Below are 13,477 nucleotides of genomic sequence, written 5' to 3'. Positions count from 1 at the left end.
GCGCCCTGCCGCGCGGCAGGGCGATATCGCAAGCAGTAGTTCGGTGCACACAGATGTGAGCCGCCCTTGATCACCCGTCGTGCGTAGGGTTCGCCGGCCAAGGCCTCGGTGGCGAACTCCGCGCGGGGATTGCGAGGAATGCAGCACGACGAGGCCGGCGCGACGTTCTTGGAACTGTGGGCGTGGTCGGACGTGTAGTGGTCGGCCGTCCATTCCCACACGTTCCCGGCCATGTCGAACAGTCCGTAGCCGTTGGGCCGGAACTTTCCGACCGGAGCGGTGCGCTCGTACCCGTCCTCGAGCAGGTTCTCCCAGGGGAACTGGCCCTGCCATACGTTGCCACCGGGGCGCCCGCCCGGAGAGTCGTGATCGCCCCACACGTAGGCCTGGCGATCGAGTCCGCCACGGGCGGCAAACTCCCACTCGGCCTCGGTCGGGAGTTCCTTGCCGGCCCACGCGGCGTAGGCCTGGGCGTCGAAGTACGACACGTGGGTGACGGGGTGCCGTTCACGTCCCCCGATGTTGCTGTCGGCGCCCTCGGGATGGCGCCAATCGGCTCCGGGGGTGAACGACCACCACTGGGTGTAGTCGTCGAGTGAAACCGGGGCGGGTGGCGAATTGAAGACCAACGATCCCGGGACGAGGAGGGCTGGATCGGCGTCGGGATAGTCGGCGGGATCCGGGGCGATTTCCGCAGTGGTGACGTGGCCGGTTGCCTTCACGAAGCGTCGGAACTCGGCGACTGTCACCGCCGTCGTGTCCATCCAGAATCCGTCGACGGTGACCTGGTGAACTGGGCGTTCTTCCGGATAGAAGTCTTCGGAGCCCATCCAGTACGTCCCACCCGGGATCAAAGACATGTTCTTCGGTGGAGTTGCCGTGGAGTGAGGCGTCGTCATGAATTCAAGAATGGCACGTTGGTCACGCCGATGTGGGGAGAGTCCCACCTGGTGCCCTCGGCAGGATTCGAACCTGCGACCCTTCCTTTAGGAGAGGAATGCTCTATCCCCTGAGCTACGAGGGCGGGGAGCGTACCGACAAGTGCTGAAAACCCTGTGCTGCCGGGGTTTTCGATTCCCGATACTGCTGTTGCATCCGCTCGACCTGTCGGCACGAAGCCTCGGGCGTCACAGCTGCGCTAGTCAGTGTAGCGGCCCGCCGACGAGGTCGCGAAGTCGACGGTATCGCCGGGAGCAAGCAGGAGCCGAACCGATCGCACTGATCGCAATGGTGGTCACCGCGGAGCAGGCACGGCATGGTGCGGGAATGACCCGCAGAATCCGCTTCAACGCCTTTGCCATGAACTGCGTCGCCCACCAATCGCCAGGTCTGTGGCGTCACCCGGAGGACCAGTCGTCCAGGTACACGGATCTGAGGTACTGGACGGAATTGGCGAAACTCCTCGAGCGTGGACGATTCGACGGGCTGTTCCTGGCCGATGTGTTGGGAACATACGACGTGTACGGCGGCAATCACGACGCAGCGCTGCGGCAGGGCGCGCAGGTACCGGTCTCGGACCCGCTACTGCTGGCGTCGGCGATGGCGGCCGTGACCGAGCACTTGGGCTTCGGTATCACCGCAGGTACAGCTTTCGAGCATCCGTACCCGTTTGCTCGGCGCTTGAGCACCCTCGACCACCTGACGAACGGGCGAATCGGGTGGAACGTGGTCACCGGATACCTCCCGTCGGCCGCACGGAACATGGGCGAGGACGACCAACTCCAGCACGACGATCGCTACGACCACGCGGACGAGTACCTCGAAGTTCTCTACAAGTTGTGGGAAACGTCGTGGGAAGACGACGCGGTGGTGCGTGACAGAACCACCGGGGTCTACACGGACCCCTCCAAGGTTCACCCGATCGAGCACGAAGGCAAGCACTTCACGGTTCCGGGCATCCACATCTCCGAACCTTCTCCGCAGCGGACGCCGGTCATCTTCCAGGCCGGCGCGTCGCCACGCGGGGTTCGGTTCGCCGCCGAGAATGCCGAGGCGATCTTTGTGGGTGCACCGACAAAGGCGATTCTCAAAGACACCGTTGCCCGAATCCGAAACGAACTGACGAAGGTCGGGCGCGATCCGTACTCGGCCCGCATCTACACACTGTTGACGATCGTCACCGACCGAACCCCCGAGTTGGCCCAGGCGAAGCTCGAGGACTACCGCAGCTACGCGAGTAGTGAAGGCGCACTCGTTTTCACCTCGGGGTGGATGGGAATTGATCTCTCCGGATACCGGGCGGACGAGCCGATCGGGAACGTCGAGAGCAACGCCATTCAATCCGCGGTCGCATCGTTTCGTCAGGCCGACGAGAAGGGCGGCGAATGGACGGTGGGAGACATCGCGGAGTGGGCGGGTATCGGCGGGCTCGGCCCGATCGTTGTCGGTTCCGGCGCGGAGGTCGCCGACGAGTTGCAGGAGTGGGTTGCCGAGACCGACGTCGACGGTTTCAATCTCGCGTACGCGGTGACTCCTGGAACCTTCGAAGACATTGTGGAGCATGTGATTCCGGAGCTGACGAGGAGGGGCGCCTACCAGAGCGACTACGAAGCGGGGACGCTGCGCAACAAATTGTTCGGGCGAGGGGACAGGCTGCCGCTCGAACACCGAGGCCGGAGCTTCGACCGGATCCGCACTGCCGGCTGAGTGGGGATCTCAGGACCAGCCGGACCCCGGCACGTGCACCGAGGTGGTGAGGTCGATCGCCTCGATGTCCGAAGACCTCAGTTCCTCACCACACGCACTACAACCCAGCCTTGCTTCGAACCGCTTTCCACACGCCTTGTGATGGAGAACGATGTCCGGACCGTCCGCGGATCTGAACCAGCGCTGACCCCACGAGATCATGCACATCACGACGGGGAAGTACGCGGTTCCCTTGTCGGTGAGTCGATACTCCGACCACTGTGGGCGATCCGGAAGCGGCCGCGTTTCCATCACACCGATCTCGGTGAGGTGCTTCAACCGATCGGCGACGATTGCCGGCGGCGCACCGGTGATCTCGGCGAACTCTCCGTAGCGACGGGCACCGCGGAAAGCTGCCCCGATGATCGCTGCCGACCAGCGATTGCCGACGAGTTCCATCGTGTGAGCCAGGATTTCCGGTCGGCGTTCGGACTTGGTGGAGCGGCGCCTCGACGTTGCTTCGGGCACACTGCGTGAGAAGTCCCCACTCGGCCCCATTCGGGAGTCCAGGGATCGCACGTCCACGTCCTCGCCGCACTCCTTGCAACGCAGGATCGGAGTGAAGTCGTTTCCGCAGGTGCTGTGCCGCAGCGGCGGTAGTGGCGCGATTTCATTCGGTGCCCACTGCTTCTCCCACGACCACATGGTGATGAGGACCGGCCAGATCGACTGGCCTTTGCGAGTGACCGAGTATTCGTGCCTCGGCGGGTTCTGCTGGTACTCCCGGCGCTCGAGCATTCCGCCGGCCGTCAGGACTGCCAACCGTGAGGACAGCACGGAGTTGGAGATTCCCCCGAGAGCCAGCCAGTCGTTGTATCGACGCGACCCCAAAAGGGCGAACCGCAGAATCCAGAGGTTCCACTCGTCTCCCAGTAGCCCGAGCGTGACCGCCAGTGCGTTGGGTCCGCCCGCAGGCAACTCGGTGACGCCCACCGACGGCGTGGGTGTCGGAGATCCGGCCGACGCCGAAGATCCGGTTGCATTCACTCGTACCACCCCGAAATCATAGGCCGCGAACCCTGCGGCACCGCGAGACCGTACCGAGTGGTCTGCAGAAAGAGTCGGGAATCACTCGATACGGGCAATGAGTAACGCTTCCTGGGTGATTTGGCAGATCTGGAGTCCGGACTGATCGAAGACCGCGGCATTCACGACTGCTCTGCCGGCATGAGCAGTGGGTGTCGAATGCTCGAAGAGGAGCCACTCGTCCGCTCGCACGGGACGCTGAAACCACATCGTGTGATCGAGGGACACGCCCGTCCAATCCGTATCGAGCGAGTGCTCCTGCCCGATGTCGTAGCCGTGCGGAGTCAGCGCGGTTGCCATCAGCATCAGATCACTGGCATAGGCGAGAGCAGCGACGTGAATCAGCGGATCGTCGCTCAGTCGCTGAGCCGAACGCATCCAGATGTTGCGCGGAGGCGCCGCCGAATGCGTCGTGGGGGACTGCGAATCGAGGGGGGACACACGAATCTCGATGGCGGAGAACTCCTCCCACACCTCGCCCAGCCCGCCGTCTGCCTCGGCCAACTCCTGCAACGTCACGCACTCAGCGGGCGGGAGCGCGGCGGGTACGGCGCGACTGTGAGTGATGCCCTCGTCGATCGAGGAGGCAGAGACCGTCGAACGGCAGACGAGTCGTCCGTCCTGGTGGACGTCGACGCCTCTGGTGGACAGGCGTTTTCCGTCCCGAAGGCGATCTACCGAGAACTCGGTCGCGCGATTCGTCGACCCCGGGCGAAGGAAGTGCGTGTGGACGGAACTGATCGCTTTGCCGTCGGTAACCGTGTGCCCGGCTGCGAGAATCGACTGGGCTACCAGTTGGCCGCCGAACAATTGAGGTAGACGAACACCGTCGTTCGACCCCTGCCACCGGTCCGGGCCGGTCGATTCCAGATCGAAGACGTCGGCGAGACCACTCGTGGGGGCGCTCACGACGCGTGGTTTCGTGCCGGACGGGGCGGACGGGGAAAGAAGCCACTGGTCCGGGCGACGTAGTCGTCGTAGGCCTGGCCTTTGCTCTTGCGCATGCCTCGTTCGAGCAAGGCCTTACCGCTGTAGCTCACCAGTAGTTTGATCATGACGATCGGCGAGACGATCGTGATCAGCGCCAATGGATCACCAAGCGCGAGGATGAACAGTCCGACCCAGACACATGCGTCGCCGAAGTAGTTGGGATGCCGGGTCCAGGCCCAGAGTCCACGATCCATCACCATTCCCGAATTGGCCGGATCTGCCTTGAATCGGGAAAGTTGGTAGTCGCCAACCGATTCGAAGACGAAGCCGACGGTCCAGACTGCGATGCCGATCGCGCCGATGACTCCGAGGGCGCGAAACTCGTACATCGCGAACTGGACGGGCAGCGACACCACGAGAATGAGAACGCCCTGGAGGCCGTAGATTTTGCGAATCAGGAACGGAACCAGCGGTCCCTGTTGATGTTTGAGTAGGGCAGTGTAGCGCTTGTCCTGCCCGTGCCCACGGTTTCGGAAACCGATGTAGAGGCCGAGTCGCATTCCCCACACCACGGTCAGCGCCAGCACCACGAGGCGACGCAGATCGTTGCCGTCCGATCCGATGGACGTCAGGTACGAGACGACGGCGACGACGGCGAAGCCAGGCCCCCAACAGATGTCGATGATCGAGTGATTGTTCATCCGGATGGCTACGGCCATCACGACTGCGATGAAGACGAGTACGGCGAGTGCGCTCACACCGAAGTTCAGTGCAAGGTCGCCCAATGGGATGTCGGTCATGCGCGCGCTTTCTGATTGTGGTGGTCGAGCAGTTCGGAAGCGAAGTCCGCGAAGGCTTCCTGTGCGCTCGGATAGGTGTGAGGAGTGCCGAGCCGGCTGGTCACGAGCAGTGCGTCGAGCGCTTTGGCATCGAGTTCTGTGGTGGTGGGCAAGAATTCGGTCGAGCCCTCGACGGCGTCGGCCGAACGCACTCCGTTACCTGCGGTGACGATCACCTGCCCGTTGGTCGTGGACTCGGGATCGACGAGAGCAGTGACCACCGGGGCTACCAGGTCGGCCCCCATGATGTCGATGAATCGTGGGTCCATTCCGGACTCGGTCATCTGCGTAGTGGCATAGGGCAGTACGACATTGGTGAACACATTGCGACTCGCGCCTTCGCCGGCCGCGGTGCGGCCCAGTGCGATGACGGCACCCTTACTGGCGGCGTAGGCGGATACGGTGGGTTCGCCGTGCAGTCCTGCGGTCGAGGCAATCATCACGATGCGCCCGAATCCGGCTTCGCGCATCACTCGGGAGGCTTCAGCGGCAACCAGCGCGGTCCCGACGACGTTTGTCGTGATGACGGTGCTGAGGTTCTCGGCGGTGGTGCGATGGAGCATCTGTGGACCGCTGACCGCGGCACTGGTGATGCAGAAATCGAGTCGTCCGAACCGAGTGAGAGCGTCGTCCACCAACTTTCGACCGACCTCGGGGTCGGTGACGTCGTCGTGGTTGGCGACGGCGTGGCCACCGGCTTCGAGGATTTCGTCGACAACCTGATCTGCAGGGCCCCGGCCGCTCCCGTCGAGTGTGCGATTTCGATTGTTGACGATCACCGTGACCCCTCGGCTCGCGAGATGCAGTGCGACGGCACGGCCGAGGCCCTTACCCCCTCCCGTGACGACGGCAACGCGGCCCGAGAGTGAACTGGCGGTCACGAGGCGATCCGTTCGACGAGCACCGCGACTCCGACACCGGCGGCGCCGCTGACCGCGGCCACACCGTAGCGTCCGTCGCTCCGTACCAGTTCGTCGACACACGCGCCGACGAGAATTGCTCCGGTGGCGCCGAATGCATGGCCCATCGCCATCGTGCCTCCGTTGGGGTTCATGCGGTCCGGCCCGGCGTCAAGATCGCGGCGGAACCGTAGGCAGAGCGCGGAGAAGGCCTCTGCGAACTCGAACACGTCGATGTCCTGTGGACGAAGCCCGGCTCGAGCGATGACTGCCTCCACGGCGCTCTGGCCCGCCGTGAGCATGAGAACCGGATTCACCGAAGTCGAGGCGGATCCGATGATCCGTGCGCGAGGGGTCAGGCCGGCTCTGGCCGCGGCTTTCTCGGATCCGAGGAGTAGTAGTGCTGCGCCGTCGGCCATGGCGGGAGAGGATCCGACGGTGTGCAGGTGTTCGATCTTGCCGACCTCAGGGTAGGCGGCGAGCGCGAGTGCATCCTGACCGGCGGCGCCGAGCCCTTCGAAGGCCGGAGGCAGCGCGGCGAGTCCCTCTGCCGTCGTCTCTGCCCTGACCAGTTCGTCGTGCGCGATTCCGGCTTCACCATTTCTGCCGGGAACGGGCACAACGGACCGCTCGAATGCGCCGTTGCGCCAGGCCTCGGCAGCCTTGTGCTGGGTTTCGACGCCGTACGCATCCAACTCGTCGCGGGAGTACCCCTCGATCGTGGCATTCAAGTCGGCGGCAACACCCATATGGATGGAGCCGATCTGCGCGATGGTTGCCGGGTCGATCCACAGCGGTCCGCGATCACTGAACATCGGAGTGCGGGAGACGCTTTCGACGCCACCGGCCACGACGAGGGAGACGTCGTCGCTGCGAATGCGGGCTGCGCTCTGGCCGACTGCGTCGACGCCGGATGCGCAGAAACGATTGAGGGTCGCGCCGGGAACGGAATCGCCCCAACCGGCAAGGAGTGCGGCAGTTCTCGCGATGTTCGCGCCCTGCTCGTCCACCTGCGATGCGCAACCGAGAACGACGTCGTCGATCTGTTCTGCGGCGAGGTTCGTTCGACCCTGCAAAGCCTTGGCCAGGTGGACGACAAGATCGACTGGGCTGTGTTCGTGGAGGGCACCTCGCGTCGATGCTCGGCCGCGCGGTGTGCGCACGTAGTCGAGGACAAAAGCATCAGTCATTTTCAACCCTTCAATTAGTAGAGTTACTCTGCTAGTTGTAGTACGGTTGCGATGAAATTACAACCGCCGATGCACGGGTATCTCGGTGACGTCACCGATGCCGGATCGGCAAGGGGAGAGGTCATGACTGTTTCGAACATTTGGATTCTCGGCGGGTACCAATCCGACTTCGCACGGAACTTCACCCGTGAGGAACTCGATTTCGCGAACCTTGCCGAAGAGGTGGTGAACCACACCCTGGCCGCGGCGAAGGTTCCTGCCGCCGACATCGAGGTGATCCACGTCGGTAATGCCTTCGGTCAATTGTTTGCCGGCCAAGGTCAGCTGGGTGCGATGCCCGCCACCGTGCATCCAGATCTATGGGGTGTGCCCTCGTCCCGGCACGAGGCGGCGTGCGCATCGGGCAGTATCGCCGTACTCGCCGCGATGGCAGACCTGCGCGCCGGCAACTACGACGCGGCTCTGGTGATGGGTATCGAACTGGAGAAGACGGTTCCGGGTGATGACGCGGCCGGACATCTGGGCGCTGCAGCCTGGGTCGGACACGAAGGTCAGGAAGCAAAATTCATGTGGCCGTACATGTTCGATCGTGTGTCGAAGGAGTACGGGCGGCGCTACGGGATCGACGAATCTCATCTTCGCGCGATCTCGCAGATCAATTTCGCGAACGCGAAGAACAACCCCAATGCACAGACACGCGGTTGGGCGGTACCCGATCTGCTCGGGAATGCAGGCGGCGACGACGCCACCAATCCTGTTGTGGAAGGCGGTGTTCGACGATTCGATTGCAGCCAGGTGACCGACGGTGGCGCCGGGGTTGTGCTGGTGACGGACAAGTACCTCCGTGAGCATCCTGATGCCGCGGCGACTCCGCTGGCCCAGATCGCGGGCTGGGGTCACCGGACTGTTGGTTTAGGTCTCGAGCAGAAGCTGGCCCGTGACGCCGATAATCCCTACGTGATGCCACACGTTCGGGATGCGGTGATGGGTGCCTTCTCCCGGGCCGGAGTCGACCTGGCCGGGATAGACGGGATCGAAACACATGATTGTTTCACGGCGAGTGAGTATCTCGCGATCGACCACATCGGTCTGACCGCGCCCGGCGAGTCGTGGAAAGCCATCGAGAGTGGTGACATCGCCATGGGCGGCAAGCTACCGATCAACCCCAGCGGCGGTCTGATCGGCGGTGGTCATCCGGTGGGTGCCAGTGGTGTTCGAATGCTTCTCGACGCGGCCCATCAGGTGACGGGAAAGGCCGGCGGTTTCCAAGTCGAGGGTGCGAGCCGCTTTGCGACGCTCAACTTCGGTGGAAGCACGGCCACCACCGTCAGTTTTGTCGTCGACGCAGTTTCCTGAAAGTGCAGCCCAGCCTTTCCCCATCAGTCGAAAAGAGAATTCCATGGACGTCGAAATCGTAGGCAAGTTGTTGTCCACCCTTCCCGCCGATGACGATCACCCGTATCGCACCGGCCCGTGGCAACCCCAGACCACCGAGTTCAAAGCGGACAACCTCGAAGTCGTATTCGGTGAGGTTCCGAAAGACCTCGACGGTGTCTACCTGCGCAACACCGAGAATCCGCTCCATCCCTCGATGAAGGCTTATCATCCCTTCGACGGCGACGGAATGATTCACATCGTGGGCTTTCGTGACGGAGAGTCGTTCTACCGCAATCGATTCGTACGGACTGACGGGTTGGCGGCCGAGCAGGATGCCGGCGGCGCCTTGTGGGCCGGACTCGCCGAGTCTCCCAAACTCAGTCGCCCCGAGGGCGGCAAGGGTGCGCGCACCCGGATGAAAGACGCGTCCAGCACCGACGTCGTCGTTCACCGGGGGACTGCTCTCACCAGCTTCTACCAGTGCGGAGATCTGTATCGTCTCGATCCGATGTCGGCGGAGACACTCGGAAAGGAAAGCTGGAACGGCAAGTTCCCCTTCGAATGGGGTGTGTCCGCGCATCCGAAGGTGGACGACAAGACCGGAGAAATGCTGTTCTTCAACTACAGCAAGGAAGCGCCGTACATGCACTACGGCGTCGTGGACTCGGCCAACGAGTTGGTCCACTACGTCGACGTCCCGCTTCCCGGTCCGCGGTTGCCACACGACATGGCCTTCACGGAGAACTACGCGATCCTCAACGACTGCCCCTTGTTCTGGGATCCGGTTCTACTGGAGAAGGGTGCGCACGTCGCGAATTTCCATCCCGATATCCCGCTCCGTCTCGGAGTCATCCCACGCCGCGGAAACACCGCTGACATCAAGTGGTTCGAGGCCGATCCGACCTACGTCCTGCACTTCGTGAACGCCTACGAAGAGGGGGACGAGATTGTTCTGGACGGTTTCTACCAGGGTGATCCGGAGCCGTCGGACAACGGTATGGGCAATCAGTGGGAACGCGCCTTCCGTTTCCTCGCTCTCGATCGCATGCAGACCCGGCTTCACCGCTGGCGTTTGAACCTGGTCACCGGAGCCACGCGTGAAGAGCAACTCAGTGACTCGATCACCGAATTCGGCATGATGAACGGCAATTTCGCGGGTGAGAAGTACCGATACGCCTATGCGGCTTCTGGTAAGCCGTCGTGGTTCCTGTTCGACGGCTTGGTCAAACACGACCTGCTGACGGGGAACGAGGAACGATTCTCTTTCGGTGACGGCGTGTATGGAAGCGAGACCTCGATGGCACCACGCGTGGGTGGTACCGCCGAAGACGACGGCTATCTCATCACGTTGACCACCGACATGAACGAGGACGCGTCCTTCTGCCTGATCTTCGACGCTGCCCGCGTCGGAGACGGACCATTGTGCAAACTTCGCCTTCCCGAACGGATTTCGAGTGGCACCCACTCGACGTGGGCGCCGGGTGACGAGCTCCGACGCTGGCAGAGTGCCGACACCGCAGCCGAAGCGGTCGGACTGTGACGGGCACGCACGACGCGGGCACGTGGGAGATCCTGCGGCAGGTGGTGATCGGTGCACGAGACCTGGACAAGACCGGTCAACAATTACGTGAAGCGTTGAATCTGGCACCAGGATTCGCAGATCCACTGCTCGAAGACATCGGTTTGGCCGACGAGACCTTGGCCGTCGGGCCGCAGGCATTTCTCGAGATCGTCGCGCCGCTCGACGAGACGGTCTCGCTGGCGAGATGGATCCGCAAGGGTGGAGGGGAGGGCGGCTATGCACTCTCGATCCAGGTTTCGAACATCGAGCCCTATCTGGAACGTGCAGCTGCGGCCGATGTTCGGACGGTGGCCGATCTGGAGGCCTACGGTCACCGGATCGTCCAACTTCATCCCGGTGATCTCGGACTGCTCGTAGAACTCGACGAGATTCCCGACGCCGACGAGTGGTTCTGGGACCAGACGGAGAAGGAGGTTTCCCTCGATCCACGGGTCGACGACATTCTCGGCGTCGACGTGTCCTCTCCCGATCCGGCCAAGACGGCGGCGCTGTGGGCCGAAGTGTTCGGCAAGAAACTGGATTCGGCGCGATCACTCTCGATTGCGCTGGGGTCGCGCGCCGTGTCGTTCGTTCCGGGCGAGCGGTCGATGCTCAGTGCGGTCGATCTGGCGGCGTCGATCGGAGCGAACACCGTCGAGCCCGGCCTGATCGTCGGCGGCGTCGAATTCCGGATTCACCCAGGCTGAGCGAGCTTCACATCGAACGACAGAAATCGGGGCCGATCGCTCAACGCGACCGGCCCCGAATTCTTGTCATGGACTCAAGCGAAGTCCTGTCGCAGACGAGTCTTGAGAAGCTTCCCACTCGCGTTGCGTGGCAGTTCCTCGATGAACTGAACTGCACTGGGGCACTTGAAGTGCGCCAGTCGCTCGCGTGACCACTCGATGATCTCCGCTTCGGTGACAGCCGAATCGCCCGAACGAACGACCACCGCAATGGGAGTCTCACCCCACCGATCGGAGTGAACGCCGACTACCGCGACCTCCCGGATGCCGGGGTGGCCGGAGAGAACGCTCTCCACCTCGGCGGGATAGACGTTCTCACCGCCGGAGACGATCATGTCCTTGAGGCGGTCGTGGAGGTAGAGATACCCGTCCTCGTCGAACGATCCGCCGTCTCCTGTTCGGAGCCAGTCGCCGTCCAACATGGTGGCCGCAGTGGCTGCCTCGTTGCGCCAGTAGCGCCTCATGACGTGAGCGCCGCCGATGACCACCTCGCCGCGAGTACCGACCGGGACGTCTTCGAGCGTCACGGGATCGACGATGCGGATGGGTACGCCGAACATCGGTTGCCCGACGGACTTCAACCGATGCGCGGTCGACTCGTCGGTCGCCCGATGATCTTCGGGGGTCAGCATGGTGACGCCGCCAGTCGACTCGGTGAGTCCGTAGGCCTGCAGGAAACTGCATCCGAAAACCTTGGTGGCGTCCTGTAACAGGGGTAGCGGCATGGGCGCCGCTCCGTAGACCAGGAACTGCAGGGCACTCCAATCCGCCTCGCGTACAGCAGGAAGGGAGGTGAGGACGCTGATCACCGCGGGAACAGCGACCGCATGAGTCACCCGGTACTCCTGCATCAGCGCCACCAGCTCCAGCGGACCGGCGATGGTCTTGAGAAGTAGAGCGCCACCGCCGAGCGTCGTGACGAGAGCGAGACCCAGCCCCGCCACATGGAAGAACGGGACCGGGCACATGGCCACGGAATCGGTGTCGAGATCGAGCAGGTGATACATGGTCGCGAGGGCGCGGCCGAGGTTCGCGCCGGTGAGTTCGATTCCCTTGGGGTGGCCGGTGGTTCCCGACGAGTAGAAGATCAGCGCGGTATCGTCGGGAAGGCGTGACACTCCTGGGTCGTCGTCCCCTGCACCGGAGAGCCAGTCGTTCCACGAGACCGAGTTTGCGGAACCGTCCACCGTGACGACGGTCCGGACGCTACCGACCGCCGCGGCGACGTCGGAGAGGCCCTCATCGCCTGCTCCGAGTACGACGACGGTCGGCTCGCTGTTGCTCAGGATGTAGTCGACCTCGCCCGGTGCCAGCCGATTGTTGACGGCCGTCAGAATCGAGCCCATCTTCGAAGATCCGTACAGGACGGAGAGGAAAGACGGTGCATTGGCGCCGATGTACGCCACCCGGTCACCTGTTCGAACACCATCGCGTAGAAGTGCATTCGCGACACGATTTGCTTCGATGTCCAGCTCGCGGAAACTGGTACGGCCGTCATCGGAGATGACGGCGGTGCTCTCCGGACTGGCAATCGCCCGGCTGCGCAGCAAGTCTTCGAGATTCTGCACGGGGCGACCATCGGGTAGGAGCGCGTTCACAGAAGGTTCGCGGGTGGCGGGTTCACGGGTGGCAGTCGAACCTACGGCCGTCGGCTGAGTGGTCATGCTGAATGCTCCAATCTGAAGGGGGCAAAGACAGGGGGTTCGAAAATGCCGGTGGGAGCAGCGAGTACATGCTCGACGGCGCGTAGTGCCGGGCCCGCAGTGATGAACTGACCGGCGGTTGTCCGGCTGTTCGGATCTTGTGGTTCGACGAGATTGACGGTCATCACGATCTCGGGTTTGCCGTACAGATGGACTTCCCACTGATCGCGCCCCGCGTATTCCTCACGATCGGGTTCCATGGTCCAGATGATGGCCAGAGTGAGGAACTGCTTTCCGTCGACCATTGCGTGCCAGCGCCATTCGGTGGTTCCGACGGTTCCGGCGGCGATGCGTCCGGCGGCCACGTCGAGATCCGTTCGCGCCGCAACGACCCTGTGATCGGATATGACCTCGTCGTAGGTGATCCCCAGACGTTCGCACATGAACGCGATGGTCTCCAGATACAGCGACGCGTACAGCGAGGGCAACGGCCCGGTTCCGTCCAGTTCCTCCGGGGGCGAACCCATTCCCATGACGGTGAAAGCGAAGTCGGGGTCAGGCATGCCGCGAGCGTCGAGCAC

Annotated in this window: 11 protein-coding genes, 1 tRNA gene and 1 pseudogene; 4 read left to right on the top strand and 9 right to left on the bottom strand. The window is 63.2% G+C overall.

What is annotated here, in order from left to right; all coding sequences use genetic code 11:
- On the bottom strand, positions 1-899 hold an 899-nt coding region (locus ABX74_RS26705; RefSeq protein ID WP_047890095.1), incomplete at its 3' end, for a formylglycine-generating enzyme family protein.
- A gap of 49 nt (positions 900-948) precedes the next feature.
- A tRNA-Arg gene (locus ABX74_RS26700) sits at positions 949-1,024 on the bottom strand.
- Between the two features lie 242 nt (positions 1,025-1,266).
- Here ABX74_RS26700 and ABX74_RS26695 point away from each other — a divergent pair.
- Positions 1,267-2,646, top strand: coding sequence for an LLM class flavin-dependent oxidoreductase (locus ABX74_RS26695; protein ID WP_047890094.1), 1,380 nt, complete (start codon positions 1,267-1,269; stop codon positions 2,644-2,646).
- A gap of 9 nt (positions 2,647-2,655) precedes the next feature.
- Here the strand turns inward: ABX74_RS26695 and ABX74_RS26690 are convergent, their stop codons facing one another.
- The 5 genes from ABX74_RS26690 to ABX74_RS26670 all read right to left on the bottom strand — a co-directional run bounded on the left by ABX74_RS26690 (position 2,656) and on the right by ABX74_RS26670 (position 7,569).
- Positions 2,656-3,672, bottom strand: coding sequence for a winged helix-turn-helix transcriptional regulator (locus tag ABX74_RS26690; RefSeq protein ID WP_031330889.1), 1,017 nt, complete (start codon positions 3,670-3,672; stop codon positions 2,656-2,658).
- A gap of 81 nt (positions 3,673-3,753) precedes the next feature.
- A complete protein-coding gene (locus tag ABX74_RS26685; RefSeq protein ID WP_020908689.1) occupies positions 3,754-4,620 on the bottom strand; it encodes an acyl-CoA thioesterase in 867 nt (288 codons plus the stop codon).
- Complete coding sequence (locus tag ABX74_RS26680; protein ID WP_029255965.1) at positions 4,617-5,441, bottom strand: DUF1295 domain-containing protein; 825 nt, start codon at positions 5,439-5,441, stop codon at positions 4,617-4,619. Before ABX74_RS26680 ends, ABX74_RS26685 begins: the two co-directional genes overlap by 4 nt.
- On the bottom strand, positions 5,438-6,361 hold the full coding sequence (locus tag ABX74_RS26675; RefSeq protein ID WP_020970396.1) for an SDR family NAD(P)-dependent oxidoreductase: 924 nt from the start codon (positions 6,359-6,361) through the stop codon (positions 5,438-5,440). The genes ABX74_RS26680 and ABX74_RS26675 overlap by 4 nt, the downstream gene beginning before the upstream one ends.
- Positions 6,358-7,569 (bottom strand): acetyl-CoA C-acyltransferase, encoded by a 1,212-nt coding sequence (locus ABX74_RS26670; RefSeq protein ID WP_047890093.1) that lies wholly within the window; start codon positions 7,567-7,569, stop codon positions 6,358-6,360. The genes ABX74_RS26675 and ABX74_RS26670 overlap by 4 nt, the downstream gene beginning before the upstream one ends.
- A gap of 123 nt (positions 7,570-7,692) precedes the next feature.
- Here ABX74_RS26670 and ABX74_RS26665 point away from each other — a divergent pair, with 123 nt between their 5' ends.
- From ABX74_RS26665 to ABX74_RS26655, 3 genes are read left to right on the top strand one after another with little or no spacing between them, the layout of a single operon-like run.
- Positions 7,693-8,925 (top strand): acetyl-CoA acetyltransferase, encoded by a 1,233-nt coding sequence (locus ABX74_RS26665; protein ID WP_020908687.1) that lies wholly within the window; start codon positions 7,693-7,695, stop codon positions 8,923-8,925.
- Positions 8,926-8,968: 43 nt separating this feature from the next.
- Entirely contained in the window at positions 8,969-10,486 is a 1,518-nt protein-coding gene (locus tag ABX74_RS26660) for a carotenoid oxygenase family protein (RefSeq protein WP_047890092.1), read from the top strand.
- On the top strand, positions 10,483-11,214 hold the full coding sequence (locus ABX74_RS26655; protein WP_047890091.1) for a hypothetical protein: 732 nt from the start codon (positions 10,483-10,485) through the stop codon (positions 11,212-11,214). Before ABX74_RS26660 ends, ABX74_RS26655 begins: the two co-directional genes overlap by 4 nt.
- A gap of 74 nt (positions 11,215-11,288) precedes the next feature.
- On the opposite strand, the gene ABX74_RS26650 is transcribed toward ABX74_RS26655, so the two are convergent.
- The gene (locus ABX74_RS26650; protein WP_020970392.1) at positions 11,289-12,917 is read right to left on the bottom strand and encodes a long-chain-fatty-acid--CoA ligase; all 1,629 of its coding nucleotides are present in this window, start codon (positions 12,915-12,917) and stop codon (positions 11,289-11,291) included.
- Positions 12,914-13,477: pseudogene (locus ABX74_RS26645) on the bottom strand (dihydrodipicolinate reductase); the annotation flags it as partial. The gene ABX74_RS26650 and the pseudogene ABX74_RS26645, both read right to left, overlap by 4 nt.

It is taken from the genome of Rhodococcus sp. ARP2 (assembly GCF_001029585.1).
Classification (GTDB): Bacteria; Actinomycetota; Actinomycetes; order Mycobacteriales; family Mycobacteriaceae; genus Rhodococcus_F; species Rhodococcus_F erythropolis.
This window is presented reverse-complemented; position numbering and strand designations above follow the sequence as displayed.